The organism is Bradyrhizobium sp. CCBAU 45394, assembly GCF_028128655.1.
Lineage (GTDB): Bacteria > Pseudomonadota > Alphaproteobacteria > Rhizobiales > Xanthobacteraceae > Bradyrhizobium > Bradyrhizobium diazoefficiens.
In genome coordinates this window covers 1-24,750 of the sequence record NZ_LBIX01000142.1, presented here as the reverse complement: position 1 = coordinate 24,750, position 24,750 = coordinate 1, and the positions used below count along the sequence as shown (strand labels likewise).

26 protein-coding genes are annotated in these 24,750 nt (G+C 65.4%); 16 read left to right on the top strand and 10 right to left on the bottom strand.

Annotated elements, in window-relative coordinates:
• The first annotated feature begins 105 nt into the window (after positions 1-105).
• From leuC to WN73_RS14330, 6 genes are read left to right on the top strand one after another with little or no spacing between them, the layout of a single operon-like run.
• Positions 106-1,539, top strand: a complete 1,434-nt coding sequence (gene leuC, locus WN73_RS14355; protein WP_442868802.1) for a 3-isopropylmalate dehydratase large subunit — start codon at positions 106-108, stop codon at positions 1,537-1,539.
• A complete protein-coding gene (gene leuD, locus WN73_RS14350; protein WP_271553371.1) occupies positions 1,540-2,175 on the top strand; it encodes a 3-isopropylmalate dehydratase small subunit in 636 nt (211 codons plus the stop codon).
• Positions 2,172-3,311, top strand: a complete 1,140-nt coding sequence (gene leuB / locus WN73_RS14345) for a 3-isopropylmalate dehydrogenase (RefSeq protein WP_271553369.1) — start codon at positions 2,172-2,174, stop codon at positions 3,309-3,311. Before leuD ends, leuB begins: the two co-directional genes overlap by 4 nt.
• Complete coding sequence (locus WN73_RS14340) at positions 3,311-4,360, top strand: ABC transporter substrate-binding protein (protein WP_060909754.1); 1,050 nt, start codon at positions 3,311-3,313, stop codon at positions 4,358-4,360. Before leuB ends, WN73_RS14340 begins: the two co-directional genes overlap by 1 nt.
• A gap of 44 nt (positions 4,361-4,404) precedes the next feature.
• Positions 4,405-5,190 (top strand): ABC transporter ATP-binding protein, encoded by a 786-nt coding sequence (locus WN73_RS14335; RefSeq protein WP_049832547.1) that lies wholly within the window; start codon positions 4,405-4,407, stop codon positions 5,188-5,190.
• Positions 5,187-6,062, top strand: a complete 876-nt coding sequence (locus WN73_RS14330; protein WP_028174843.1) for an ABC transporter permease — start codon at positions 5,187-5,189, stop codon at positions 6,060-6,062. Before WN73_RS14335 ends, WN73_RS14330 begins: the two co-directional genes overlap by 4 nt.
• A 21-nt stretch (positions 6,063-6,083) precedes the next feature.
• On the opposite strand, the gene WN73_RS14325 is transcribed toward WN73_RS14330, so the two are convergent.
• On the bottom strand, positions 6,084-6,977 hold the full coding sequence (locus WN73_RS14325; RefSeq protein WP_011083242.1) for a LysR family transcriptional regulator: 894 nt from the start codon (positions 6,975-6,977) through the stop codon (positions 6,084-6,086).
• A 117-nt stretch (positions 6,978-7,094) separates the two neighbouring features.
• Here WN73_RS14325 and WN73_RS14320 point away from each other — a divergent pair, with 117 nt between their 5' ends.
• Together WN73_RS14320 and WN73_RS14315 are read left to right on the top strand one after the other, a co-directional pair.
• On the top strand, positions 7,095-8,735 hold the full coding sequence (locus WN73_RS14320; RefSeq protein WP_039186375.1) for an FAD-dependent oxidoreductase: 1,641 nt from the start codon (positions 7,095-7,097) through the stop codon (positions 8,733-8,735).
• A gap of 79 nt (positions 8,736-8,814) precedes the next feature.
• Positions 8,815-9,795 carry a Bug family tripartite tricarboxylate transporter substrate binding protein gene (locus tag WN73_RS14315; RefSeq protein ID WP_028174841.1) on the top strand — a complete coding sequence of 327 codons (981 nt, stop codon included), beginning with the start codon at positions 8,815-8,817 and terminating at the stop codon, positions 9,793-9,795.
• Positions 9,796-9,873: 78 nt separating this feature from the next.
• Here WN73_RS14315 and WN73_RS14310 read toward each other — a convergent pair whose 3' ends face one another.
• Positions 9,874-10,977: a Bug family tripartite tricarboxylate transporter substrate binding protein gene (locus WN73_RS14310; RefSeq protein ID WP_271553368.1), complete on the bottom strand. Its 1,104-nt coding sequence runs from the start codon at positions 10,975-10,977 to the stop codon at positions 9,874-9,876.
• A gap of 147 nt (positions 10,978-11,124) precedes the next feature.
• Between WN73_RS14310 and WN73_RS14305 the strand changes: the two genes are divergently transcribed.
• The 3 genes from WN73_RS14305 (at position 11,125) to WN73_RS14295 (ending at position 13,248) form a co-directional block, all read left to right on the top strand.
• Positions 11,125-11,253: a hypothetical protein gene (locus WN73_RS14305; RefSeq protein WP_271553367.1), complete on the top strand. Its 129-nt coding sequence runs from the start codon at positions 11,125-11,127 to the stop codon at positions 11,251-11,253.
• Positions 11,254-11,374: 121 nt separating this feature from the next.
• Positions 11,375-12,646, top strand: coding sequence for a DUF2157 domain-containing protein (locus WN73_RS14300; RefSeq protein WP_271553365.1), 1,272 nt, complete (start codon positions 11,375-11,377; stop codon positions 12,644-12,646).
• Positions 12,643-13,248, top strand: a complete 606-nt coding sequence (locus WN73_RS14295; protein WP_271553364.1) for a GDYXXLXY domain-containing protein — start codon at positions 12,643-12,645, stop codon at positions 13,246-13,248. Before WN73_RS14300 ends, WN73_RS14295 begins: the two co-directional genes overlap by 4 nt.
• 105 nt (positions 13,249-13,353) lie before the next feature.
• Here the strand turns inward: WN73_RS14295 and WN73_RS14290 are convergent, their stop codons facing one another.
• The gene (locus tag WN73_RS14290) at positions 13,354-14,712 is read right to left on the bottom strand and encodes an aminotransferase-like domain-containing protein (RefSeq protein ID WP_271553363.1); all 1,359 of its coding nucleotides are present in this window, start codon (positions 14,710-14,712) and stop codon (positions 13,354-13,356) included.
• A gap of 162 nt (positions 14,713-14,874) precedes the next feature.
• On the opposite strand from WN73_RS14290, the gene WN73_RS14285 reads away from it, so the two are divergent.
• Positions 14,875-15,735 (top strand): DMT family transporter, encoded by an 861-nt coding sequence (locus tag WN73_RS14285; protein ID WP_271553362.1) that lies wholly within the window; start codon positions 14,875-14,877, stop codon positions 15,733-15,735.
• Positions 15,736-15,908: 173 nt separating this feature from the next.
• Here the strand turns inward: WN73_RS14285 and WN73_RS14280 are convergent, their stop codons facing one another.
• Complete coding sequence (locus WN73_RS14280; protein ID WP_028174835.1) at positions 15,909-17,117, bottom strand: EAL domain-containing response regulator; 1,209 nt, start codon at positions 17,115-17,117, stop codon at positions 15,909-15,911.
• A 52-nt stretch (positions 17,118-17,169) separates the two neighbouring features.
• On the opposite strand from WN73_RS14280, the gene WN73_RS14275 reads away from it, so the two are divergent.
• Positions 17,170-17,388, top strand: coding sequence for a hypothetical protein (locus WN73_RS14275; protein ID WP_131234228.1), 219 nt, complete (start codon positions 17,170-17,172; stop codon positions 17,386-17,388).
• Positions 17,389-17,400: 12 nt separating this feature from the next.
• Here WN73_RS14275 and WN73_RS14270 read toward each other — a convergent pair whose 3' ends face one another.
• Positions 17,401-17,826 carry a hypothetical protein gene (locus WN73_RS14270; protein WP_271553361.1) on the bottom strand — a complete coding sequence of 142 codons (426 nt, stop codon included), beginning with the start codon at positions 17,824-17,826 and terminating at the stop codon, positions 17,401-17,403.
• A gap of 334 nt (positions 17,827-18,160) precedes the next feature.
• Positions 18,161-19,324, bottom strand: a complete 1,164-nt coding sequence (locus WN73_RS14265) for a hypothetical protein (protein WP_271553360.1) — start codon at positions 19,322-19,324, stop codon at positions 18,161-18,163.
• A gap of 341 nt (positions 19,325-19,665) precedes the next feature.
• Between WN73_RS14265 and WN73_RS14260 the strand changes: the two genes are divergently transcribed.
• Positions 19,666-20,289 carry a LuxR family transcriptional regulator gene (locus WN73_RS14260; RefSeq protein ID WP_271553358.1) on the top strand — a complete coding sequence of 208 codons (624 nt, stop codon included), beginning with the start codon at positions 19,666-19,668 and terminating at the stop codon, positions 20,287-20,289.
• Positions 20,290-20,344: 55 nt separating this feature from the next.
• Here the strand turns inward: WN73_RS14260 and WN73_RS14255 are convergent, their stop codons facing one another.
• The 4 genes from WN73_RS14255 to WN73_RS14240 form a co-directional block, all read right to left on the bottom strand.
• Positions 20,345-20,593 (bottom strand): hypothetical protein, encoded by a 249-nt coding sequence (locus WN73_RS14255; protein WP_060909763.1) that lies wholly within the window; start codon positions 20,591-20,593, stop codon positions 20,345-20,347.
• Between the two features lie 97 nt (positions 20,594-20,690).
• Positions 20,691-21,068, bottom strand: a complete 378-nt coding sequence (locus WN73_RS14250; RefSeq protein ID WP_161536924.1) for an Hpt domain-containing protein — start codon at positions 21,066-21,068, stop codon at positions 20,691-20,693.
• A gap of 156 nt (positions 21,069-21,224) precedes the next feature.
• Complete coding sequence (locus WN73_RS14245) at positions 21,225-21,923, bottom strand: Crp/Fnr family transcriptional regulator (protein WP_171901173.1); 699 nt, start codon at positions 21,921-21,923, stop codon at positions 21,225-21,227.
• 192 nt (positions 21,924-22,115) lie between these two features.
• On the bottom strand, positions 22,116-22,826 hold the full coding sequence (locus WN73_RS14240) for a Crp/Fnr family transcriptional regulator (protein ID WP_271553356.1): 711 nt from the start codon (positions 22,824-22,826) through the stop codon (positions 22,116-22,118).
• 336 nt (positions 22,827-23,162) lie between these two features.
• Here WN73_RS14240 and WN73_RS14235 point away from each other — a divergent pair, with 336 nt between their 5' ends.
• Positions 23,163-23,777: a response regulator gene (locus WN73_RS14235; RefSeq protein ID WP_271553355.1), complete on the top strand. Its 615-nt coding sequence runs from the start codon at positions 23,163-23,165 to the stop codon at positions 23,775-23,777.
• 378 nt (positions 23,778-24,155) lie between these two features.
• The coding region (locus tag WN73_RS14230; protein ID WP_271553353.1) for an Hpt domain-containing protein at positions 24,156-24,750 on the top strand (595 nt) is incomplete at its 3' end.

Here is a 24,750-nt window from a genome sequence, read left to right as displayed (position 1 = left end):
ATGGCACCCTGCCAAACCGTCACTGCACATTTGCGGGACGCGCTTCTATCCTGCTTCCCAGGATTGCCCTCGGTCGGCATGATCGGCGGCACTACGGCACATCAGATGCCGATCAGGGGAGGACGGATCGTGGACACGCGTGGTCGCACGCTGCTGGCCAAAATCTGGGACCAGCATGTCATCGCCCATGTCAGCGATGACACCGATCTGCTTCATGTGGATCGTCATCTGCTGCACGATCTCGGCGGCTCCCGCGGCCTGATCGACCTCAAGAGCCGCAACCTCCCGGTCCACAATCCCGAGCTGACTTTTGCCACGCCCGATCATGCGATTTCCACGGCGTCCGGGCGCGCCGGCACGATCACGACCGGGCAGGAGCTGCTGGCGGCGTTGCGGACCGAGACATCCGCCAGCGGCATCCGGCTGTTCGACATCGACCAGCCGGGGCAGGGCATCGTCCATGTCATCGGGCCGGAGCTCGGTCTCAGCCTGCCCGGCTGCCTGATCGTCTGCGGCGACAGCCACACCTGCACCCATGGCGGGCTCGGCGCGCTTGCCTTCGGCATCGGCTCCAGCGAGCTCACGCATGTGCTGGCGACCCAGACTATCATCCAGCGCCGGCCGAAAACCATGCGCGTGACGTTCGACGGCCGCATGCCGTTCGGTGTCACGGCGAAAGATCTCATCCTCGCTTTGATCGGCCATGTCGGCGCCGCCGGCGGCACCGGTTATGCGGTCGAGTATGCCGGCAGCGCGATCAGGGACATGCCGATCGAAGGGCGGCTCACCATCTGCAATCTGTCGGTCGAACTCGGTGCCAAGATGGGGCTGATCGCGCCGGACCAGACGACGTTCGATTATGTCCGGGGACGTCCCTACGCGCCGCAAGGTGAGATGTGGGAGCGGGCCGTCACGGCGTGGCGGACGCTTCGGAGCGACAGCGACGCAATGTTCGATCGCGAGGTGTCGATCGATGTCGCAACCATCATCCCGCAGATCACCTGGGGCACCAGTCCCGAACATGTCCTCGGTGTCGATGGCCGCATCCCGGATCCCCGGGACATTGCCGATCCGGCGCGCCGCGGCGCGATCGAGATCGCGCTCGACTATATGGGCCTGATGCCGGGTGTGCCGATCGCCGGCACGCCGGTGGATTGGGTCTTCATCGGCTCCTGCACCAACAGCCGTCTCAGCGATCTGCGCGCCGCGGCCGAGGTCGCGCGCGGCCGCAGGGTCGCGCCCGGCGTGCGCGCCTGGGTCGTGCCGGGTTCGGAGACCGTCAAGCGCGATGCGGTGGCCGAGGGGCTCGACAAGATCTTCATCGACGCGGGCTTCGAATGGCGCGAGCCCGGATGCTCGATGTGCCTCGCCGCGAACGGCGAAACCGTGCCGCCCGGCCAGCGCTCGGTCTCGACGTCGAACCGGAATTTCATCGGCCGGCAAGGGCCGCGTGCCCGCACCCATCTGGCGAGCCCGGCCATGGCCGTGGCGGCGGCGGTCTCCGGCGCCATCGCCGATGTCCGAACCATGGAGCGCTAGATGGCGGAGCCCTTTACCAAGTTGACCGCGATTGCCGCGCCGATCATGCGCACCAATGTCGATACGGACGTCATCATCAGCATCAATCGCATGATCGGAAATTCCGTCCGCGGCAGTCTCGGCAAATGGGCGTTCGGCTCGCTCCGCTATCTGCCTGATGGCTCGGACAATCCGGAGTTCATCCTCAATCGCGAGCCGTATCGCGCGGCGGAAATTTTGGTCACGGGTCCGAATTTCGGCTGCGGCTCATCGCGCGAGGCGGCGGTGTGGTCGCTGCTGGAGATGGGTATCCGCGCCATCATCGGATCCGGCTTCGGCGACATTTTCTTCGCCAACTGTTTCCAGAACGGCATCCTGCCGGTGGTGCTGGACAAGGCCATCATCGACAGCCTCGCCGCCGACATCGAAGCGAGCCAGGGCGCGGGACGCCTCACGGTCGATCTGCAGGAGCAGACGGTCACCTCGCCATCGGGGTTAAGGCACGTCTTCGAGATTGATCCGCGCAGACGTGCGGGCCTGCTCGAAGGCCTCGACGAGATTTCGCTGACCTTGCGGCGCGACCAAGAGATCCGCGGATTCCAGGCATCCGACCACACCGCGCGGCCGTGGATTCACTTTGCAGGACATCAGGCATGAACACGCTCTCGAACACGATCAAGGTGGCCGTGGTCGGTGGTGAAGGCATCGGTCCGGAAGTGACCGATCAGTCCCATCGCATTCTCGAATGGTTCTCGGACCGGCGCGGCGCTCCGGTGATTCTGCGCGAAGCGCAATACGGTCTGATCCCGTATCTCGCGACAGGCAAGGTGCTGCCGGATGACACCGTCGAGGCGATGGAGGAGGCCGACGCGATCCTCTGGGGCGCGACCGGTGGCCCGGAGACGACGGAGGTCCCACCGGCCGCGCGCAAGGCGGGAAGCCTCTTGTCGCTGCGCAGCAAATACGACCTCTATGCCAATCTCCGGCCCATCGTCGCCAATCCGGCGCTGGCGGACTCCGCGCCGCTCAAGGCCGCGGTGCTGAAGGACGTCGACTTCATCATCATCCGCGAGCTCACCAGCGGCATCTATTTCGGCGAGCCGCGCGGCATCGAAACGCTGCCCGATGGCCAGCGCCGCGGCTTCAACACCCAGCAATACACCACCAGCCAGATCCGCCGGGTGGCGCGAACCGCGTTCGAGCTGGCACGGACGCGCAAGGGCCGGGTCTGCTCCGTCGACAAGGCCAATGTGCTTGAGACCAGTGTGCTGTGGCGCGAGGAGGTCACCGCGCTGCATGAAGCGGAGTTTTCCGATGTCGAGCTGACGCATCTCTATGTCGACAACGCCGCGATGCAGATCGTGCGGGCACCCTCGCAATTCGACGTCATGGTGACCTGCAATATCTTCGGAGACATTCTCTCCGATTGCGCGGCGATGGCGTCGGGCTCGCTCGGCATGCTGCCGTCGGTCTCGCTCGGGCCGCCGGACCGGCTCGGACGTCGCAAGGCGCTCTATGAGCCGGTTCACGGCAGCGCGCCTGACATTGCGGGCAAGGGCATCGCCAATCCACTTGGCTCGATCCTCAGCGTCGCAATGATGTTGCGCATTACCCTCCATCGGCCTGATGATGCCGCGCTGCTGGAGAAGGCCGTGGATACGGCCCTGGCCGCCGGCGCAAGAACGGCCGATATCGCCGAACCCGGCGCAAAAAGACTTTCGACCCAGGAGATGGGCGATGCGGTGCTGAACGCGCTCGACAAGGTGGTCGGCAAGGAGAGGGAGCACGCGTGATGAGAACTCGGGTCACAAGACGGTCGGCGCTGACGATTGTCGCTGGCGCCGGTGTCTCCATGGCGGCGGGGCGGGCGTGGGCGGATACCCCGTCGGGCCGCGTGATCTACCCGGTGGCCATTCCGGTGTATCAGTCCCAATTCGTCGCCGACCGTGCCGGGTTCTTCAGGGAGGCCGGCCTCGACTGCAAGCTGATCCAGGGCGGCAGCGGCGTGAAGACCCGTGAGATCATTGCTTCGTCCCAGGGAGATATCGGCATCGGCGACATCACCCACCCGATGCAGCTCAGCAATCACGGCCGCAGCGCGCGCGTGCTGATGCCGGTCGATACCCGCAGCAACGCCGCGATCTTCATCATCCGCAAGGATCTGTTCGATCAGGGCATCACCACGCTGGAGGCGCTGGCGAAGTGGAAGCGGCCTGACGGACGCAAGCCGATCGTTGCGGTGTCGTCGCTTGGGGGCACCAACCACGTCTGGGCCTCCTATTACATGGAAACCATGGGGCTCGACGACAAGGTGACCTGGATCGGCACCGGCAATGTCGACACCATGATGGGGACGTTGAAAACGAAACAGGTCGATGTCCTCATCAACTCGCCGTCGATCCTGAAGGATTCTATCGAGCAGGGCTGGGGCGCGCTGTTGTTCGACGGAACCGACGAGGCGGTCTGGGCCAAGTATATCGGCGGCAAGGTCCCGGTGACGTCTCATTTCACCTTGCAGTCGACCATCGACAAGGACCCGCAGAAGATGCAGGCGTTCGTCACGGCGCTGTGGCGCGCGACCCAGTGGATCAAGGGGCACTCCCCCGAAGAGATCTACGATGCGATCGAGCCTTATGTCGGGAGCACGTCGCGCGATGCGAATGTTTTCGACATTGGGATCATGAAGAAGGTCACCGACTACGAATGCGTCATCGATGCGGAGAGTTTTGCACGCGGCCAGAAGGTCTGGTTCCGTGAAATGACCGGGATCAAGCCGCTCGCCATGGCCGACGTCGTCACCACCAGTTTCATCGAAGCGGCACGCAAGGCCTATCCGGCTTGAGCGTGCAGGCCTTACATGCGCCGCACGCCGACGCGCCGCCTGAGATGCGGCGCATCGACGTGCGCGGATTGTGCAAGACTTTCCAGCTGGCGGGCACCGCCATCGAGGCGGTGCGCGACGTCTCCTTCAATGTCCGGCGCGGCGAATTCGTCGCCCTGCTCGGGCCATCCGGCTCCGGCAAGAGCACCGTCCTCAACATGATAGCGACACTGGTCAAGCCGACCAGCGGTCAGATTCTGATCGACGGAACGCCTGTTGTCCCCGGACGGGCGACGTCTGACGTCGGCTACGTGTTCCAGCGCGATACGCTGTTTCCCTGGCGGACAGTCGCCGACAACATCGGCTACGGCCTGGAGCTGGCGGGCGTCCCGGTGGCGGAGCGAAAGGAGCGTGTCCGTGCCTGCCTGGTGCAGGCCGGGCTGGAGGGCTTTGGCAACGCCTACCCTTCTGCATTGTCCGGCGGCATGCGCCAGCGCGCCGCTTTGATGCGAACGCTGGTCGTTGAGCCGCAGGTCCTGCTGATGGACGAGCCGTTCGGCGCGCTCGACACCCACACCAAGATCGACATGCACGACGTGCTGCTTCGCATCTGGGAACGCGAGCAGCAGACCGTGCTGTTCGTGACCCATGATCTCGGCGAAGCCCTGACGCTGGCAGACCGCATCATTCTGTTCTCCGCGCGGCCCGGCCGGATCAAGGAGAGTTTCGATGTGGATTTTGCCCGCCCACGCAATGCGGTGAAGATCCGGGAGACGCCGCGTTATGCCGAGCTGTTCCAGCTGATCTGGCACTCGCTCGGCGAAGAGTTCATCAAGGGCCGCAAGCCATGAGACGCGCTCGCAACGCCGGCAGGACCCTGGCCTGGCAAATGGCGATCTGCGCCTGCTTCCTGTCGATCTGGCAATGGGGTTACGATCTGCACGGCCGGCTCCCCTGGCTGGTGCCTGATCTGCTCGACCCCTATTTCGTCTCAAAACCCTCGGACATCTTCGAGCATTTCCTGATCCTGAGCTGTCTCAAGTCCAAGCTCGGCGTGTTCAACGGCTGGTTCAATGGCGAATTCGCCCGCTGCATGGCACGATCCGAGAACAATCTCTGGATCGCGACCGCCGTCACCCTGAAGAACACCTTCTTCGGTTTCGTGACCGGCGTGAGCAGCGGCTTTGCCGCGGGCCTGGTGCTTGGCCGTTCGGACCGGCTGAGCGCGATCTTCCAGCCGTTCATCACGGCGGTGAATTCGATTCCCCGCATCGCGCTGGCGCCGATCATCGTGCTGGCCTTCGGCATCGGCGATACCTCGAAGGTCGTGACGTCGTGGATCGTGGTCGTCTTCCTCGTGTTCTTCAATACGTTCGAAGGCGCACGATCGATCGACGAGGGCTTTGTCAACGCGGCGCGGCTGCTCGGCGCCAGCGAGTGGCAGATCACCCGCACGGTGGTCATCCCATCGACCATGGCCTGGGTCTTCGCCTCGCTGACGCCTGCGATCTCCTTCGCCCTGATCGGCGTGATCGTCGGCGAGTTCATCGGCGCCGAACGCGGAATCGGACGCCTGATCATCGAGTCCGAAGCGCGCGCGGAGGCCTCGGGCATGATGGTCGCCGTCATCGTGCTGATGCTGGTCGGCGTTGCGCTGTCCGCGCTGATCTGGCGATTGCAGGCCTATCTGCTGCGCTGGCAGCAGCACAATCTGGCGGAGTAGCCCGAGCAGGGGTTACATTGATTACGGACCCGCCAGCACCGTCCGCGCCATCGCCACGAACGCCTGCGCGGCCGGCGACAGCGTCCGGCCCTGACGCTGCAGCAGCGACACCGGCCGGGTGATGGCCGGGCGGATCAGCGGTCTTGCGATCAGCGTCGGGAACTGATCGGCCGGCAGCATCGTCGCGGGGAGAATGGCGAGGCCGAGGCCCTGCGCGGTCATAGCGAGCGCGGTGTTGATCAGCGTCACCTCATAGGTTGGATTGAGGTGCTTGCCCTGCGCGCCGAGCGCCTGATCGATCTGCATGCGGATCCGCGTCTCGCGCCGCATCGCGATCGTCGGGAGCTGTGCCAGTTCGTCCCATGTCAGCGCGCGCCGCGCGGCGAAGTCGGCTGTGCTCCGGCCAATCGCGCTCAGGCGCCCGCGGGTCAGCGTCTCGATCGTCATCTCCGCGAATTCACCTTCCACGCTGCCGATGGCGAACTCCGCGTCGGTTGCGATCAGGCGCGGAACGAGATCGTCGGCGGCGACATCCCGCATGTCGATCTCGATGTCGGGATGGGCCGCACGGAATTTCGCCAGCACCAGGGGCAGCAGCGCCGAGGCGGCGCCGGCCGATGCCAGAAACGCGACGCGGCCGGCGCGCGCTTGCGCGAGGTCGCGCATGCGCCGTGACAGGCCCAGCGCATCGCCCAGCATCCGTTCGGCGGAATGGAACGCCTCGTCGGCCGCCAAGGTCGGCTGCACCGAACGCGTGGAGCGATCGAACAGTTTGACGCCGAGCTGGGTTTCGAGCTGCTGGATCAACAGGCTCGCCGCCGACTGCGTGATCCCGAGCTCGCGCGCGGCCCGCGTGATGCTGCGGGTGCGATAGACGCCGGTGAAGGCCCGCAATTGGCGCAAAGTGACATTCATAGGCAGGGCTCATGAATTGATGAGTTCTTTCTGGCTTATCTCATAAGCGAGTCTGCAATAAAATGCATGCCGCGCGGTCGGAGAATCCGCCGTACGGCAAGGGGAGCGGAGGCGAGCATGAGGACACAGGTGCTGGTCGTGGGCGCCGGGCCCGTGGGACTGACCGCGGCGATGGATCTGGCCTCGCGCGGGATCGACGTCGTCGTCGCGGAGATCCGCCATGCCGGCGATCCGCCCAGCGTCAAATGCAATCACGTCTCGGCGCGCTCGATGGAAGTCTTCCGCCGGCTCGGCGTCGCCGCAAAGCTGCGCGACGCAGGCCTGCCGGCGGACTTCCCGAACGATTGCTCCTATCGGACCACGGCGACCGGCATCGAGCTGTGCCGCATCGACATTCCCTCCCGCGCGCGCCGTTACAGCGCAACCGGCGGTCCCGACACCTGGTGGCCGACGCCCGAGCCGCCGCACCGGATCAACCAAGTCTACCTCGAGCCGATCCTGTTCAGCCATGCGGCCGCTCAAGCGCGCATCACCATTCTGGCGCGCACGGAAATCACTGACATCGAAAAGGGCGACGACCATGTGGTCGCACTGGCGCGCGACCTCGACAGCGGGAGCTCGCTTCGCATCGAAGCGTCCTTCGTGATCGGCTGTGACGGCAGCCGTTCCCTGGTTCGCAAATCGATCGGCGCGAGCCTCTCCGGCACGCCGGTGATCCAGCGCGTGCAATCGACCTTCATCGAAGCCCCGCAGCTCAAGGAGCTGATGGGCGCGCACAAGCCGGCCTGGATGGTGCTCTCGCTCAACCCGCGACGCTCGGGCACGACGGTTGCGATCGACGGCCACGACCGCTGGCTGATCCACAATCATCTGAAGCCCGACGAGCCCGAGTTCGATTCGGTCGATCGCGACTGGGCGATCCGCGCCATCCTCGGCGTCGACGAGCGCTTCGAATACCGCGTCCTCAGCAAGGAGGATTGGGTCGGGCGTCGCCTCGTGGCCGATCGCTTCCGCGACCGCAGGGTCTTCATCTGTGGCGACGCCGCGCATCTGTGGATGCCCTATGCCGGCTACGGCATGAATGCGGGCATTGCCGACGCTGTCGATCTCTGCTGGCAATTGGCGGCGCATCTGAACGGGTGGGCGCCGGCTTCGATCCTCGACGCATATGAAGCGGAGCGTCAGCCCATCACCGAGCAGGTGTCGCGCTTCGCGATGGACCACGCGATGAAGATGATGGCGCAGCGCGGCGGCGTGTCCGCGGAGATCGAGGACGACACGCCGCGCGGCCAGGCGGCGCGCGCAACGCTGGCCAGGGCGGCTTACGATCTCAACGTGCAGCAATATTGCTGCGCGGGTCTCAATTTCGGCTACTACTACGATGCCTCGCCGATCATTGCCTATGACGGCGAAACGCCGCCGGCTTACGCGATGGGCAGCTTCACGCCCTCCACTGTGCCGGGCGCCCGCGCGCCGCATCTGTTCCTGCGCGACGGACGATCGCTCTACGATGCATTCGGAGCCGGCTACACATTGTTGCGGTTCGACCCGGCGATCGATGTGGCGCGGCTGCAATCCGCCGCAAGGGAGCGCGGCATCCCGCTCGCGCTGGTCGACATCGCGCCCGATGAGGCGAACGGCACCTATGCCGAGAAGCTGGTGCTGGCGCGGCCCGACCAGCACATCGCCTGGCGCGGGCAGGTCGCGCCCGCGGATCCACAAGGCTTGCTGGCGCGCATCACCGGCGCTGCAGCGTAAGGCGGCTTGAAGCGGACGGTCTGGCGGCGAAGGCGGCCCGGTCGTGGTTCACAAGCAAGAACGTACCGAGGAGGGGAACGTGTTTCACGTTGCAAGGCGCCGCATTCTGGCCGTGCTGACGGTCGCGACTTTCGCCGTGCTGCCGCTGACGGCGGGCAAAGCCGCCTATCCGGAGCAATTGATCAAGATCATCGTGACCTTCCCGCCCGGCGGCAGCGCCGACACCGTGATCCGTGCGCTCGAGCCGCTCGTCACCGCCGAGCTCAAGCAGAGCCTGGTGATCGAGAACCGCGCAGGCGCTGGAGGCAACATCGGCATGGCCGCGGTCGCGCAGGCCAAGCCCGACGGCTACACGCTCGGCGTCGCGCCGGCGGGCGCGCTGACGGTGAACCCGCATCTCAATTCGTCGATGCCGTTCGAGCTGAAAGATCTCGCGCCGATCACGCTGCTTGCGGAAATTCCCTTCGTGCTCGTCGCCTCCGCGAACATACCTGCGCACACGACGGCGGAGACGGTCGCGCTCGCCAAGGCAAAGCCGGGTGCGCTGTCGATCGGACATGGCGGCAATTCGACGGCCATGCATCTGACGGCCGCGCTGTTTACGCAGAGGACCGGGATCGCCATGGAGCTGGTCCCGTATCGCGGGACCGCGCCCGCGACGGTCGACGTCCTCGCAGGACATGTCCCCTTTGCTGTGCTGGATATTCCCGCATCGAAGCAACTGATCCTCGAAGGCAAGCTCAACGCGATCGGCGTTTCCTCAGCGCGCCGCCTTGCATCCCTGCCGGATGTGCCGACTCTGGCCGAGAGCGGCATTGCGGGTTTCGAATCCGTCGGCTGGTTCGGGCTGGTTGCGCCGGCCGGCACGTCCGCCGACATCGTCGCCAGGCTGAACGAGGCTTTCACGAAAGCCCTGAAGGACCCGTCCGTGGCCGAGAAGATCAGGACCCTCGGCGCAGAGCCCGCGCCAATGTCGCCGGAGCAGTTCGGTCGCTTCATTCAAAGCGAAAGCGCGAAATGGGGCAAGCTCATCAGCGAAGCCGGCATCAAGGCGAACTAGAACTGGCATCACGATCGGTCGGCGCCACGCCGACGGCCGCTCCCTCGAGTGTGCGATGCCGGCAACCGTGCGCCTGAGCTAATGCGCGGCGATGCCCGCGCTCTCGATCACCCGCTTGTAGCGTGCGGTCTCCTCGACGATGAACGGTCCCATCTCGGCCGACCCCTTGTCGGCAATCGACACTTGGCCGTTGGTGGCGAGGTCCGCGACGATGCCGGGGTCGGCGAGCACCGCGGCCAGCGCCTCAGAGAGCTTGCCCACGATTCTCGGGTCGGTCCCGGCCGGGACCGAGACCCAGGTCGAACCGACACTGACGGCGTCCGGGTAGCCGGCCTCGAGCACCGTCGGCGCGTCGGGCAACGCGGCCAGCCGCGCCGTGCCGGTGGTGCCGAGCACCTTGACCTTGCCGGTGTCGATCAGCGGCCTGAGCACGGTGAGGTAGTCGAAGGAGACGTCCAGGATGCCCGACATCATGTCGGTCATCTGGCTCGAGCCCGACTTGTAGGGCACATGGGTCAGCTTGATGCCGGCGGCCGCCTGGAACATCTCGCCGGCGAGGTGCTGGGCGGTGCCGGGGCCGGGGGAGCCGAAGTTGACCTTGCCCGGGTTGGTCTTCGCGTAGGCGACGAACTCAGCCAGCGTGCTGTAGGGCGCTGCCGAGGTTGCGACGAGGATCTGGTTTGCCGAGCTCACGCCGCGGACATGGATATAGCTCTTGAGCGGGTCGTAGTTGAGCTTCGCCAGCCCCAGGTTCGGCTGGATCGTCATAGGCCCGCCGGAGGCGTAGAGCACGGTGTAGCCGTCGGGTTGGGCCCGGGCAACGAACTCTGTCCCGATGGTCCCGCCAGCGCCGGGTCGGTTCTCCACCACCACCGGCTGCCCAAGCCGCGTCCGCAGCAGCTCCGCGATCTTGCGCGAGACGAGGTCGGTGACGCCGCCAGCCCCGAACGGCACCACCCAGGTGATCGCGCGGTTCGGCCAGGATTCCGCGGCCGTCTGGGCCCCCGCGGCGCCGGCCTGGAGCGCCAGCGTCGTCGCAGCGACGAGACACAGGAGCGCTCTCCTCACCGTCCCGACGGGGCGACCGCTCAGGCCGCTGCGCGCGCCGGTCTGCTCGACCGCGTCGTTGATCACCTGTCGCGAGGTCTGATGATAGCCGCGCTGCTGCGCCAAGAATTCCATGGATGCAGTCCCCCCGTTGCAGCGTGGCCGTTTACGGCCATGTTGACCGAAGGCTACAGCCTTGAGTCTCTTCAAACCATTGGCGCAGTCCGAGCATCTCTTTTGCAGAATATGAAAAGATAGATCGCCTTCAGGCTATGGGACCGTTTGTCAGCACCGTCCGCGAGGGCAGCTTCCTGGCGCATCGGCCGCGATCTGTCGCCGGCCGCACGCGCGCTCCAGCGCGGCATTCTCGCGGGTGCGCAGGCGATCCGCGAACGGAGCCTTGTCGGCTGACTGCGCAGCAATCCACAACCCGGTGTGCCGCAACCGCAGCAGTGACGGGTTGAACCTGCTACCGTCGCGGCCCGACCAACAGCAGCCCGCCGGCCGGCTGGGAGCGAGGTGATTCACGACGATGTTCGACAAAACCTACCGGCAGCGCCTCGAAGCTGATCTGGCGCAATGGGAAGCGGACGGCGTGATCGCGCCGGCGGCCGCCGTCTCGATCCGCAATGCGCTGCCGCCGTTGTCGCCCGGCGTCAACATCGCGGTGGTCGTCGGCATCGTTGGCGGCCTGTTGATCGCAGCAGCTTTCCTCGCCTTCGTCGCGGCGCACTGGACGGAGATCGCGCGGCTGCTGCGGTTCGGAATCCTGCTTGCCGGCATGGTCGTCGCAGGGGGCCTTGGGGCGTGGTTCGCGGCGAAGGGGCGCACGATTCTTGCCGATCTCTGCGCGAGCATCGGCGCGGTCATCTTCGGCGCGGGTATTGCCCTGGTCGGTCAGATGTACCATCTCGGCGAGGATTTTGCCGGCGGCATGCTGCTGTGGTCGATCGGCGCATTTGCAGCGGCGCTGCTGACCGAATCGCGCGGCGCGCTTGCGGTCGCCCTCGTGGCCGCCTGCATCTGGACCTGCATGCGGACTTACGACGCGCCGGACGCGCTGCATCTTCCGTTCGTGGCGGTGTGGCTCCTCGCCGCCGCTCTTGCGTTTGCGTGGAATTCCCGCGTCGCGGCCCACCTCGTCGCGATCGCGGTGCTGCCGTGGTGGATCGCGACGTCGCTTCGCTTCGAATTCGATGGTGCTCAGCCGTCATTCGTGCTCGCGAACGGCGCCGCCTTGCTGTTCGGCGCCGGGCTCGCGATCGCCGCAGCGCCGTCGCCGAGAGCGCTTCGTCTCGGGACCGTTCTATCGATTTACGGGGCGTTTTCGCTGGCCGTGGTCGCTTTCCTGGAGGTGACGACGGTCGACGATATCATCCGCTTCCGGACCGGCAGTGCGCCAGCCCAGCCGCTTTGGGCGATCCTGTGCGGGGCTGCGGGTGTGATCCTCGCTCTCGCGTCCGCCGGGATCACCAAGCGCGCAGGTGAAATCCTTGCAGGATGTTCAATCGGGCTCGCCCTGCTCGCAGCTCCGCTGTGGCCGGTATCCACCGCCGGAGAGCCCTGGTTCGCCTACGCTGCGCTGCTCTGTGCCATGCTCAGCCTCGTCGTCTCCGGCATGCTCGATGATGTGCGTCCGCGGATCGTGGCCGGCTGGTTCGGGATCGCCGGCGTCATCGCGGGCATCACCTGGGCGGTGAAGGGCTCGCTGCTGCGCCGCTCGGCCTTCCTTGCGGCGGCCGGCGTCGTTGCCGTCGCATTTGCAACCGCGCTCAATCGCGCACTGCCGAGGGCGGGGCGATGATGGAACTGGTCGCGTCCGTCACCAGGCTCTGGCAGCGCATTCCGAAAGCGGTGCTGTTCGGCGTCGCCATCCTGGTCCAATGCGTGCTGCTGGTCCTGATGGTCGCCGATCGCATGCAGATCCTGCGCGAAGGCCGTGAGGTGACCTTGCAGACGCAGCCGGTCGATCCCCGCGATCTCTTGCGCGGCGACTATGTCGTGCTCCGCTACGACATCTCGCAACTGCCGGCCGGCGCGCTCGCGGGCAAGCCGGCCGCCGAGCGCAATTCCGTTGTGTTCGTCAAGCTGGCGCCCAATGCCAACGGGCTTTACGAGGCCGTCTCGGTTCACGCCGAGCCTGTCGCGGTCACGGCGCCCGAAGTGCTGATCCGCGGCCGTGTCCCCTATTCCTGTGGTTCGCCCGGCCGCACCTTCTGCGACAAGCTCACAATCAAATACGGTCTCGAAAGTTATTTCGTGCCCGAAGGCGAGGGCAAGAAGCTCGAGCAGGCCCGCAACCAGCAGAAGCTGCGGGTCGTCGCCGCCGTGCTGCCCTCAGGCCGCGCCGCGATCAAGCGCCTGCTGCTCGACGGCGAACCGGTGTACGAGGAGCCGTGGTATTAAGACCCGATGAGATGAGACTCGCCTGCTGCCCCAACGGAGGGAACGGAGAGAGCACCGCTGTTGGCCGAACTCGACTCGACCTCAAACCAGCGTCCTAGGCGCTGATCATTTGGCCTTCAGCGCCCGTCGCAGCACGTCCCACATCCGCGGATCGCTCATGTGCGCGACGTTGAATCGTATGAAGTCCTGCGCGGTCTGCGACACGCTGAACACGTTGCCCGGTGCGAGCACGACATCCTCTTCGAGTGCCGCGCGCGCAACGGACGTAGCATCCTGTCCGCCCGTGAGACGGCACCAGAGGAAGAAGCCGCCGCGCGGCATCAGCCAGGGCTCGATGCCGAGCGCCTGGAGCTTGCGTGCCACCTCGCGCCGGGCGCGCGTGAGCCTTTGCCTGAGCTCGTCCATGTGCTTGCGATAGCTGCCGCCGGCCAACACCCTGGCGATGATGTCGGTCGCGACCGGGCTCGGGCCGCCAAAACTGGTTGCGACCTGGAGATCGACGAGATGCTCGATCCAGTCGGCGCGCCCTGCGATGTAGCCGCAGCGCACCGAGGCCGACAGCGTCTTGGAGAAGCTGCCGATGCGGATCACGCGATTGAGGCCGTCGAGTGCGGCCAGGCGCGGCGAGCGCTCCGGCTCGAAGTCGCCAAAAATGTCGTCCTCGACGATGGTGAGGTCGTGCGCCGCGGACGCGGTCAACAGCCGGTGCGCGGTCTGGAGCGAGAGCGTCGCGCCGGTCGGATTGTGCAGCGCTGAATTGGTGATGTAGAGCCGTGGCCGCTCGCCGGCGAGAATCTGCTCGAAGCGCGCGACATCCGGACCCGACGGCGTGTAGGGCACGCTGACGATCCTGGCCTGATGCGCTCGCAGCAGCGCGCGAAAATTGAAGTAGCACGGATCGTCCACCAGCACCGTGCCGCCGGGACGCAGCAGGAAGCGGCAGATCAAGTCGGTTGCCTGCGTGCCTGAACCCGTCAGCATCAACTGGTCGGCCGAAGCCTCGATTGCGTCTTCTGCGAGCCGCGTCAGCAGCAGCCGGCGCAGGGCGAGGGAGCCGGATGTCGAACCGTAATTGGTCAATACGCTCGCATCAGTGCGGGCGAGCGCGCGAGCGGCGCGGCGCAGGGCCTCTTCCGGCATCCACTCCGGCGGCAGCCAGCCGCAGCCGGGTTTGAGCACGCTTTCGTCGGCATCGAGCGATTGCCGCGAAACCCAGAACGGATCGACCTCCCGGTCGCGGCGCGGCTCGACCTCGGTCAACGCAAGGGGCGGCGTGACGGTCGGCGAGACGTAGAAACCGGAGCCACGACGGGGGCGGATCAGGCCTTCGGCGGCGAGGCGATCATAGGCCTCGACGACGGTGGAGGGCGAGACGCCCATCGTCGCGGCAAGGCTGCGGATCGACGGCAGGCGGTCGCCGGCACCGAGCGCGCGGCCCGCGACCTTGGCGCGGATCGCGCTCATCACATCAACGGTCCGGGTGCCGCCCCGGCCTTTCGTCAGCGCCCCGCTGTCCAAGGTGTACTGCCTTCCATACCCATACAGTTTGGCCGGATTGTACTGGATTGTGGCTGTTCTTGCCACCGGTGAAGGCCGAGTATCGCTGCCCAAGAAGGCGAGGCGGACATGCAATCGGCGGGCAGCGGCTGGGGCAACGGGCTTCTCGGCGTCATCATCTTCAGCGGCTCGCTGCCGGCGACGCGCGTGGCGGTCGGCGGCTTCTCCGCGCTGTTCCTGACGTCGGCGCGCGCGGTCATCGCCGCGCTGATAGGCGCGGCCGTGCTCGGCCTGCTCCGTCAGGCGCGGCCGCAGCGAAAGGATCTCGCCTCGCTCGCCATCGTCTCGGTCGGCGTGGTGGTCGGCTTCCCCCTGCTGACGGCGCTTGCGCTCCAGCACATCACCTCCGCGCATTCGATCGTGTTCATCGGCCTCTTACCGCTCTCGACCGCGATCTTCGCCGTGCTGCGCGGCGGCGAGCGGCCAAGACCGCTGTTCTGGCTGTTCGCGATCCTCGGCAGCGCCACGGTGGGTGGCTTTGCTCTCTCCAACGACGGCTCGGCGTCACTCGCCGGCGATCTGCTGATGGTCGCCGCGATCGTGCTGTGCGGGCTCGGCTATGCCGAAGGCGCCGCTTTGTCGCGCCGCCTCGGCGGCTGGCAGGTGATCTCCTGGGCGCTGCTGCTTGCGGTGCCGCTGATGGTGCCGGTCGCGATCCTGACCTGGCCGTCGACATGGAGCGGCGTCGGTGCGCCGGCCTGGATCGGGCTCGCCTACGTCTCGATCTTCAGCATGTTCGTCGGCTTCATCTTCTGGTACCGCGGCCTTGCGATCGGCGGCATCGCGCGCGTCGGTCAGTTGCAGCAGCTCCAGCCGTTCTTCGGTCTCGCGCTTGCCGGCTTCCTGCTGCATGAGCCGGTCGCATGGAGCATGATCGCCGCGACCGCGCTCGTGGTCGTCTGCGTCTTCTTCGCGCGGCGGTTTGCCTGACGACAGCCCATTGCCGCAGCCGACGGATGTTCGCGCGGCAACAGCGTAGTTCTCCGAATTGCCTTGCATCACGGCGAACGCGCGCGGGATCACGACACTCGCGCGTGGCACGCCGGAAGCGCTTCGAAGCAATCGACAGTGCACGCTTGCGAGCGCGATCGCCGCGAACGCGCTCACTCCATCACCGTCTTCGTCAGCGTCGAACGGGCAAACTTCTTCAGCGGCATCGGCTTGCCGAACAGAAAGCCCTGCACGAAGTCGAAGCCAAGCTCGTTCGCGGCGACGAGGTCGGCGCGGCTCTCGACGCCTTCGGCGATCGCGCACGCACCGTAGCCCTGCGCAAGCTCGACGATGTGGCGGCACACCGTGCGCTTGAGGCGGTCATTGCCGCTGCCGGTGACGAAGTGCCGATCGGCCTTCAGCTTGATGAAGGGGAGCCTGTCCCGGTCCATCAGCGACGGCCAGTTGGCGCCGAGATTGTCGATCGACAGGCCGATATTGTGCAGGCGCACTTCCCGCGCCACCTCGGCGAGGTGATCGAGGTCGCGGATCGCCTCCTCGCTGTCGATCTCGATCGTCAGTCCGCCGAAGGCCGGATGCGTCGGCACGCGCCGGCAGAGATCGCGCACGGCCTGCGGCTCCTTCAGATACGAGGCCGGCAGGTTGATCGAGAGATCGACCGGGCTCTGGTGCTCCAGCAGATAGTGCCAGTCCTGCACGGCGCGCCCGATCACGAATTCGGACAGGTCGCGCAGATGCGGATCGTGCGCCTCGGGGATGAAATAGGCGGGCGGCACCACGCCCCAGGTCGGGTGGCGGATCCGCACCAGTGCCTCGGCGCCGTTGCGGATCAGCGTCCTCGCGTCGATCTTGGGCTGATACCAGAGCTCGAGCCAGCCGGCATGCAGGGCCTCGCCGACATGCACGGCCGGGCTCGGCGCCGGCTCCTCCGGCAGCAGCATCGCGACGCGCTCGCGCAGCGTCTCGGCGGCAAAGGGCGTGGTCAGCGGCGGCAGCATCGCAAGGCCATATTCCTCGCCGACCTGCTGCACGGCCCTGACGATGATCGACTCGCGGGCGCCGACGGCGAGAACCTTGCCGTCGAATGCCTCGCGAACCAGCGTCTGCAGAAATGTCCCGGGCTCGATGCCGTCGGCGGCGATTCCGAGCAGGATCAGATCCGGCAGCTCGCGCGTCAGTACGGTTTGCAGCTCCTCCGCGCTGGCGCATTCGGTCGTGACGAAGCCGAGATCCTCCAGCACCTCGGCGAGGAAAGCACGCAGATGGCGCTTGCCGTCGGCGACGCAAGCGCGCGGCGTTACCTTTCGCCGTCCGAAGGTTCTGGGCCTTCCGCCGGCGAGTTCTACAATTTGATCGTTCATCGCAAACCACTCCCGTTCCGCGACGGTGTTAGCGATGGGAGCAGTTTCAAATATGGAGGGCTTCAGTCGATCGTCGGATTATCTGGGTAACGTTAAAGCCCTCATCATTCCTAAAATTGTTCGGATCTTCTTCGAAGAATCTTTACGTCTGACCGTGCGTGACGGGCGCATGACACGGTCATCGCGAGAGATTTTTGAAAGATGCGGCCGCGGCGAGATCAAGACCGGTGTCCTGCAATTGGACGAAGCCGTTCGCGTGTCGCCCAATTGAATAACGCTCGCCTCAATTGGCTGTGGCTTTGTCGTGCTGAGCCATCCCGACCGCCTTGTAATCATAGGTCGGATAGAACTCGGTGCGGTACGAGCCCCACGCGGTATCCTCGATGACGCGATTGACCTCGCGCAGCCGCGAAGCCGGCAGGCGCAGCGTGATCACCTGGCCGATGCCCATCATCACGTACCAGCTCACGACCTCGATTCCGGGCGGCGGAAACGCTTTGTGGAATCCCTGCCTATCGAGCTGCGCATTCAGCTCGTTGAGCGGGCGGGACTGGTCGTGCTTTAAGAAGACGGTGAGCAGCACGGCGTTGTCGGCGGTCGGCGCGGCATTGCCTTGCGGCGGCGACGTCTGTGCCATCGTCGTCGATGTGAGCGCCAGCGCGCCCGCAAGCAGGACCGCCATCGTCAATGTCCGTCGGTTCGATCTCATCGCGGATTCCTTCCCAATGCTCATGCCGTGCATCGGAGGATAAGAGCGGCAGCTACGGCCGAAGAATTCATTTTCGCGCGATGCGCGCATGTTCCGCCTCTTCTCGTGACGGTTCTGCGACAATGCGTGGCCGCGACGGCGCAAGTGTGAAGCAGATCACATGCGGTTTGCTGCACCTGCGCTATTGCTCCAGGCAGCCGGTGGTGGGCTGTCGAGGATCGCAGCAATGACGACGCGGCGGATATTGTATTGGTGGTTCAGGTTCGTGCTGTCAGGGCGATTTCTCGATCGCTTCCTGTGCCTGCCGCGCGCGCATTGAGTGCGCTGCCGGATGTCAGGTCTGCCCGATCAATTTGCGAAACGCTGCCGCGCCGTCCTGCACGGCATCGCGTCCCTTCCACGCCAGGTAGGACAGCTTGCCGCCGAGCGTATCGTGACTGCGTAGCCGGCGCGAGCCGAGAATGTGTCCGACATTGGCCGGGAAGCGGCTTACCTCGGCGGCCACCAGCGCCGCGATCGCGTCCATCAATTGCTGGAGGCGGACGCCCCATTCGCAATTCTCGATGCCGTCGATGCGGACCTTGAGCGCATATTCGGTGTCGTAGATTTCGGCGAGCAGGTCGCGGGCGACCAGCACCCGGTTGTGCCGGAGAGCGATCCTGAGCGCGAGGCGCTTGTCGTCGAGCCGGTCGAGCACCATGGCAACGACGCAGGCATAGGGCGCGGCAGCGACCTCGGCCGCGCTCTTGCTCGCGGCGGCCCTGGTGGCGAGGCGCACCAATTGCCAGGACGTCTTCAGCCGCCGCGCCACCAGCGCCAGCGCGAAGGGCAGCGCCTCGGGATGAGCCTTCTTGAAGGCATCGAGCTGCGCGGTGATCTGGGCAACCTGGCCGTCGTCGAATTTCGCGATCTTCTCGGGCAGCTTTTCATTGAACTTCGGCAGCGCGGCGCCGGCGCGGAGCACCTGCTGCATCTTCTTCACGTCGTCGAAGGCGCTGCGCGAAGCCGTGTATTGCGCGAGCTTGCCGCGGGCGAACTCGGCGCTCTCCGCTGATGCGAGGGTGTTCTCGAGGACCTTGACGACCTTGGTCTGGAAGATCGACGCAACCTTCAGCACTTCCTTCGGGTTGTTGGCGGCGACCTGGTCGTTGATCGCCTTGATGTAGTCGCGCGCCATGGTCGGCAGCAGATCGCGGCAGATCCACTCCCAGATCGGGGTGAGGGTGTTGCGCGAAATTCGCCCCATATTGGCATGCTCGGGTGCGCCGTCGATCAGCAGCAGCTCGAGCGGGGCGAAGAAATAACGCGAGGGGCTGGTGGCGCGCGCCTGGGTCGAACCGTCCTTGCGAAACTCGGCGCGCAGGCGGGCCTGGACGTCGGCCGAGCCCGGCATGTCGATGCCGCACAGCTCGAGCCGTTCGAGCTCGCTGAGCAGACAGCTGCGCGACAGCGGCGTCAGCCTCTGCAAGAATTCGGTCAGCCGATCGATCTCGTTCATGGCACGCAATCTTCCGCAACGATTCCAGCAAGCCTACGGGCTCAATGCATGGAGGCATTTGCGCGCTCTCAATCGGGCTCTAGAGAAGCAAGTCGCCGTTAATTTATCCGTAAAATCCGGGGGCGGCGGAGGACCGTCCGGGCGACGGCGGTTAAGGAGGCTTCGGCCCGTCTGCCCAGGAAGTGGGCGAAATTCTCAACCCTTGCATGGTCAAGGCAAGCTTCGCGCAAGCATAAATTGTGCCGACGCCGGTGTTTTAGCGCAAAACTGCCAAAATTACCGTAGTCTTACGGAGCAAAAAGTTAACCACAGATCGGCCCGGGTTCCGCTAAACAGGTCACATGGGGTCACAGAACGATACGGCTACCGATTCGCGGCCGTCGGAATGGTACGAAAGCAGCACTGCTCCGGCTGAAGAGCTCGATTTCGTCCGCCTGAACGCCGCTCGCGCCAAGGCCGCAGACGAAATGGCCGCTGCCATCGCCCGCGAGCTCAACGGCCCCCTGACTGCGCTCCTGCTCTACATGGGCGAGATCAAGCATCACAGCGATCAGCTCGCGCCGGCTACGGGCGACCGTGCCTATTTGCAGCGGGTGGTGGAGAATGCGCTGACGCAGACCGAGCGCGTTTGCGGCCTGGTCAAGCAGCTTGCCGGCCCCCACAAGGTTGACTCGCCGATCCCGCCCCGGATCGAGGACGCCGAAGCGAAGATCGCCCGTGCGCCGCAGGCGCAGCGCGTGCCGAGTCCCGAACTCCTGGGCCTGTCGGGCCAGAAGCGGCTGACCAAGCGCGAGCGCGAGGTGCTCCGGCTGATCAGTGAGGGCTATTCGAACAAGCAGGGTGCGCTTCGGATGCAGATCAGTCCGCGCACGTTTGAGAGCCATCGCGCCGAGGCGATGCGCAAGCTCGGTGCGCGCAATACCGCGGACCTCGTCCGCGCGGCGCTGCTGCATTCAATCGATTGAGGTTCTTGTCTTGCGCCGCCGGTGGCGGCGCGGGGGCGGGAGAAGCCGATCGCGTTCAGAAATAGTCTTCGGAGAAGGCGCGCGCGCGCGAGCTGGGGCGCAGCGGCTTGATCTCTTCCTTCGGCGCGTTCGGAATGATCGTGATGGTCCAGCGGGGAGGGGTGCTCGATTCCTGCTCCAGCACCGAGCGCACGAAGCCGGTCACCGTCGACTCGCCAGCCTTCACCGTCGCCATCCGGCCGTTGAACTGCGCGATACGGAAGCGACGGACCTCCTTCTGGTCCACTGTCTCGTAGGTGAACATGGAAACCCTCCTGGTTTCCCGCGACTATCGCCACCTATGATTAGCCATCTGTGAAAATCCCAAACCGTAGAAGTACGGCGGGGTTGCATCGGTCTCGCTATGCCTGCGGCTCCTGCGCGCGCGCGGCGGCGTAGGCGGCATCCATGCGCTCCAGCAGATCACCGAATTCGGCCTCACCGAGCGTCTCCGCGGTCTTCTCCAGCCGCAGCGCCAGCGCCGCGAGCCTGGCATAGCCGAACGTCCCGGCCGCACTCTTCAGCGAATGCGCTTCGCGCGCGATCTTCGCGTGGTGCTGCGCGAGCGCGAGCGTGCGGAACAGTTGCAGGCGCGCGCAGGTCTCGCTCCAGAACACGGCGCGTACTTCGCCGGCACCGTCCTCGCCGATCTCGCGCACCAGCGCCGCGTACGCGCCCGGCTCGCGCGCGGGCTCGGCATCGAGCGCTGCCTGCGCAGGCGCAGCGGTCATTTCAAACATGGCTTTGCCTGCCTTGGTCACGGTCCGTTTGTCGCGCGGCGCGTCCGGCGCGAGGTCCGGCCCGTGTCTACGGCATTTGAATTTCAGTTCCGGTAGCGGGACGGCAGGTGTTTGCAGGCCGGCGTTAGCCGCAGGTTTACCACGCGACGGCGCCGGTCAGCGCTGGCCGAGCAGCCGGTCGTACTGGGCTTTCACCGTGGCGTAGCATTCGCACGCGGTCTGGCGCAGGCCGTCCAGGTTCAGGATCTGGATGTGCCCGCGGCTGTAGTGGATGAAATTGGCCTGCTGCAAGGTATTGGCGACCAGCGACACGCTGTTGCGCCGCGCCCCGATCATCTGCGCCATGGCCTCCTGGGTCAGCAGCAGCCGGTAGTCGCCCGACAGATCATGGGTGTGCAACAGGCAGCGCGACAGCCGCGATTCCACCGGATGGGCGGCGTTGCAGCCCGCGGTCTGCTGGACCTGAGCGTAGACCGCCAACCCGTGGCGCGTGAGCAACGTCCGCAGGGTGCCGCTCTGGTCGGCCGCGATGCGCAGCCGGTCGAGATCCATCACCGACGCGACGCCGGGAACCAGCACGATCGCCGTGTTCAGCGCGCAAGTATCGCCCATGGTCGAGAGCGTGCCGAGCAGGCTGTCGCGGCCGATCATGGCGACCTGCACATGCTCGCCCTTGGCGAGGTTCACCACCAGCGAGATGACGCCGCGGTGGGGAAAGAACGCGCGCTTGAGCGTCTCGCCGGTCTCGACCAGCACGGCCTCGTGCGGCAGCTCGACCGTGCGCAGATATGGGCGGATCAGCTCATAATCGTCCGCCGTGAGCGCGGACAGGAAACCGTTGGACGGACGCACCATCGTTTCCAAAACTGCCTCCCGTCTCGTCAGGCAGGGACTTGCGAGAGCGAATTTGCGGATCCCGGCACGGGCAAGCTCCATCATGTTCCCGTCGGGATATATAGGCAATTGGGACAAGTTGTCCGAGTGCGACGGTCACCTTCGCGGCGCTGTGTGCACCTCGGCATGCAGAACGGTCGCATCGACTTCTCGTCACCGCGGCGCTCCGAGCAGGCGTGAATGGGTGGCCTTGACCGCCGAATGGCAGTCGCAGGACGTTGTCTCCAGCGCGCGCAGGTCGATGATTTCGATCTGCCCGCGGGTGTAGCGAATAATGCCGGCCCGTTGCAGTGCATGCGCGACGAGAGAAATGGCGTTGCGCCGCACGCCCATCATCTGTGCCAGCGTCTCCTGTGTCAGCGGAAGGATCGCGCTGTCGGACAGGTCGCGGGCGCGCAAGAGCCAGCGCGCCAGCCGGGCCTCGACCGGGTGCAGCGTATTGCAGAGCAACGATTGCTGCGCATGCGCGAGCAGGACCTGCTCATGACGCACCATCAGATTTCGAAACGGGACGCTCGCGGCGGCGATCGTCCGGAAAGCCGCGGTTTCAAGCATGGAAGCCGTGCCGGGGAAGAGCACGACCGCGTCCGCCGGCGCGATGCCGTCGGCAAGCGCCGCGCCACTGCCCACGACGCTGTCGCGCCCCAGCATTGCGATCTCGATCATTTGTCCTTCGGACAAGCCCAGCGTGATCGAAACGGACCCGCCGTGCGGGAAGTAGACGTATCGCAACGCGGCGCCCGCCTCGCCCAAGACAGATTCCCTGACCATTTCGACCGTCGCAAGATGGGGGCGCAGCAGGTCGAAATCTGCCGCATCGAGCATTTGCAGCAACTGATTGGGCGGGAAGCCGCTCGTGGTCATTCAGGATCAATTCCGGCGCGTTCGACCTAAGATCGATGCAGCGCCCTGTTGCGTCGTTCAGTTGCACGGCAACAAAAGCATATTGTACAGGTTGTGGTGCTGTCCATATACCCGTTAGAGGGCAGACAGGCTGCCGCATTTGCGGCGGAAATAAGTACAGCGCGCTGATTCGCTCGAGAACCTTCGCGCCAGTCCTGTGAGGGCGCGCCGGAAAAAGTGGCAGGGGGCCTTCATGAGCCGGGAGCACTGCATCCGCGCGGCGATCGGACACCGGTCAGTCCGCGCAGCCTCGTCTATTGGACGAGTGGTTACAGCGACCGGACATCGCGCCGATTCATGGCGCCGCATGGCTGCAGATTTCGCGTCCGTCGTTTCCGTCCTCCTGGCTTCGCCAAAGACGTTCGCGACCGTCAGTTCTTCGATCCCAACCGGAGGAGAAAGGCGTGCCCCACGGTTCAATTATTGAATCGCCGAAACGGGAAGCTCAAACGGGCAGAAAGTCTGCGCCATATTCTCGTTGTCGACGACGACCCGATGGTGTGCATGGCCATCGAGGTCTATCTTCAGCGAAACCATTTTCGGGTGACGATTGCCGAAGGAGGAGAGGTCGGACTGCGCGCTCTCGAACACGGACAGTTCGATCTGATGATCATCGACATCTTCATGCCGCACATGCGCGGCTTCGAATCGATCAGGGTGTTCCACGAGCGGGCGCCCACCATTCCGTTGATCGCGATGTCCGGCTACGCTTTCGCAAATCTGAATTCACCCGCTCCCGATTTCCTCCGGATGGCGCTCAAGCTCGGCGCGGCACGCCGTCTGCGCAAGCCGTTCACGCCGCACGCGCTGCGCGCCGCCATCAACGATTGCCTCGCGGAGCACCGCTACGACGACGTTGCCTCGGCCGCGCGCCTGGTTAGCGCAGCGCAGGCCGTCGTAGCGGCGGGGTAAGCGTCTGTTTACCACAAACGCGGGCCTTGCGGATCCCGGCAGGGCACGCCGCGACGGTCGCGAGAGCGCTCCCGATCGGCTTCGATTTCACGTGGGCCGTGCATATCGTCCTTCACGAGCAGGATTTTTTCGCGCGCGTCGTCGCGCTGTTATCGGCGCGTTTACCTAACGCTTCTTTTCGCGACGGTTCGGTGCCGATTTTACCGAGAAGCGTTGCCGCATGTGACCGAACCGCAAACTTCTCTTCAATATCCGTATTAGCACGGAGGATGAAATTAACGGGACCGTGAAAGGGGATGTCTAACGATCCAGACGGGGACCTCCGTCGATGCCAAGCGTGGCTCAGGCGTCGAAGTCCAGCTCAGTAAGGCGTAGCTCATGGATGATCTGTTGCGGGAGTTCTTGACGGAGACCAGCGAGAGCCTGGACACCGTCGACAATCAGCTGGTGAAGTTCGAGCAGGAGCCGAACAACGCCAAGATCCTGGATAACATCTTCCGCCTGGTCCACACCATCAAGGGGACGTGCGGCTTCCTCGGCTTGCCGCGACTGGAAGCGCTGGCGCATGCCGGCGAGACGCTGATGGGCAAGTTCCGTGACGGCATGCCGGTGACGGGGCAGGCGGTGACGGTGATCCTGTCCTCGATCGACCGCATCAAGGAGATCCTCGCCGGCCTCGAGGCGACCGAAGCCGAGCCGGAGGGCACCGACCGCGATCTCATCGACAAGCTGGAAGCGATGGTCGAGCAGGGCATGGCCGCAATGGCGGCTGGCAGCGCCGCTCCCGTTGCAGACGCCCCGCCGCTGGTGCCGGAAGTTCCGGCCGCCGCCGCGCCGGCCAAGGACATGACCACGGGTTCGCTGATCGACCAGACCCTGGAGCGCCCGCTGCGCCCGGGCGAAGTGTCGCTCGACGAGCTCGAGCGCGCCTTCCGCGAGACCGCGATCGAAATCCCCGCACCCGTTGCCAAGG

Coding starts and splice junctions, on each gene's coding strand:
- WN73_RS14295 (WP_271553364.1), top strand. CDS start 12,643: ATGATGGAACTGGTCGCGTCCGTCACCAGGCTCTGGCAGCGCATTCCG.
- WN73_RS14255 (WP_060909763.1), bottom strand. CDS start 20,593: ATGTTCACCTACGAGACAGTGGACCAGAAGGAGGTCCGTCGCTTCCGT.
- WN73_RS14320 (WP_039186375.1), top strand. CDS start 7,095: ATGAGGACACAGGTGCTGGTCGTGGGCGCCGGGCCCGTGGGACTGACC.
- leuB (WP_271553369.1), top strand. CDS start 2,172: ATGAACACGCTCTCGAACACGATCAAGGTGGCCGTGGTCGGTGGTGAA.
- WN73_RS14275 (WP_131234228.1), top strand. CDS start 17,170: ATGGAGGGCTTCAGTCGATCGTCGGATTATCTGGGTAACGTTAAAGCC.
- WN73_RS14235 (WP_271553355.1), top strand. CDS start 23,163: ATGGCGCCGCATGGCTGCAGATTTCGCGTCCGTCGTTTCCGTCCTCCT.
- leuC (WP_442868802.1), top strand. CDS start 106: ATGCCGATCAGGGGAGGACGGATCGTGGACACGCGTGGTCGCACGCTG.
- WN73_RS14335 (WP_049832547.1), top strand. CDS start 4,405: ATGCGGCGCATCGACGTGCGCGGATTGTGCAAGACTTTCCAGCTGGCG.
- WN73_RS14270 (WP_271553361.1), bottom strand. CDS start 17,826: ATGAGATCGAACCGACGGACATTGACGATGGCGGTCCTGCTTGCGGGC.
- WN73_RS14330 (WP_028174843.1), top strand. CDS start 5,187: ATGAGACGCGCTCGCAACGCCGGCAGGACCCTGGCCTGGCAAATGGCG.
- WN73_RS14285 (WP_271553362.1), top strand. CDS start 14,875: ATGCAATCGGCGGGCAGCGGCTGGGGCAACGGGCTTCTCGGCGTCATC.
- WN73_RS14280 (WP_028174835.1), bottom strand. CDS start 17,117: ATGAACGATCAAATTGTAGAACTCGCCGGCGGAAGGCCCAGAACCTTC.
- WN73_RS14245 (WP_171901173.1), bottom strand. CDS start 21,923: ATGGTGCGTCCGTCCAACGGTTTCCTGTCCGCGCTCACGGCGGACGAT.
- WN73_RS14265 (WP_271553360.1), bottom strand. CDS start 19,324: ATGAACGAGATCGATCGGCTGACCGAATTCTTGCAGAGGCTGACGCCG.
- leuD (WP_271553371.1), top strand. CDS start 1,540: ATGGCGGAGCCCTTTACCAAGTTGACCGCGATTGCCGCGCCGATCATG.
- WN73_RS14240 (WP_271553356.1), bottom strand. CDS start 22,826: ATGACCACGAGCGGCTTCCCGCCCAATCAGTTGCTGCAAATGCTCGAT.
- WN73_RS14250 (WP_161536924.1), bottom strand. CDS start 21,068: ATGTTTGAAATGACCGCTGCGCCTGCGCAGGCAGCGCTCGATGCCGAG.
- WN73_RS14260 (WP_271553358.1), top strand. CDS start 19,666: ATGGGGTCACAGAACGATACGGCTACCGATTCGCGGCCGTCGGAATGG.
- WN73_RS14310 (WP_271553368.1), bottom strand. CDS start 10,977: ATGGAATTCTTGGCGCAGCAGCGCGGCTATCATCAGACCTCGCGACAG.
- WN73_RS14340 (WP_060909754.1), top strand. CDS start 3,311: ATGAGAACTCGGGTCACAAGACGGTCGGCGCTGACGATTGTCGCTGGC.
- WN73_RS14325 (WP_011083242.1), bottom strand. CDS start 6,977: ATGAATGTCACTTTGCGCCAATTGCGGGCCTTCACCGGCGTCTATCGC.
- WN73_RS14290 (WP_271553363.1), bottom strand. CDS start 14,712: ATGAGCGCGATCCGCGCCAAGGTCGCGGGCCGCGCGCTCGGTGCCGGC.
- WN73_RS14300 (WP_271553365.1), top strand. CDS start 11,375: ATGTTCGACAAAACCTACCGGCAGCGCCTCGAAGCTGATCTGGCGCAA.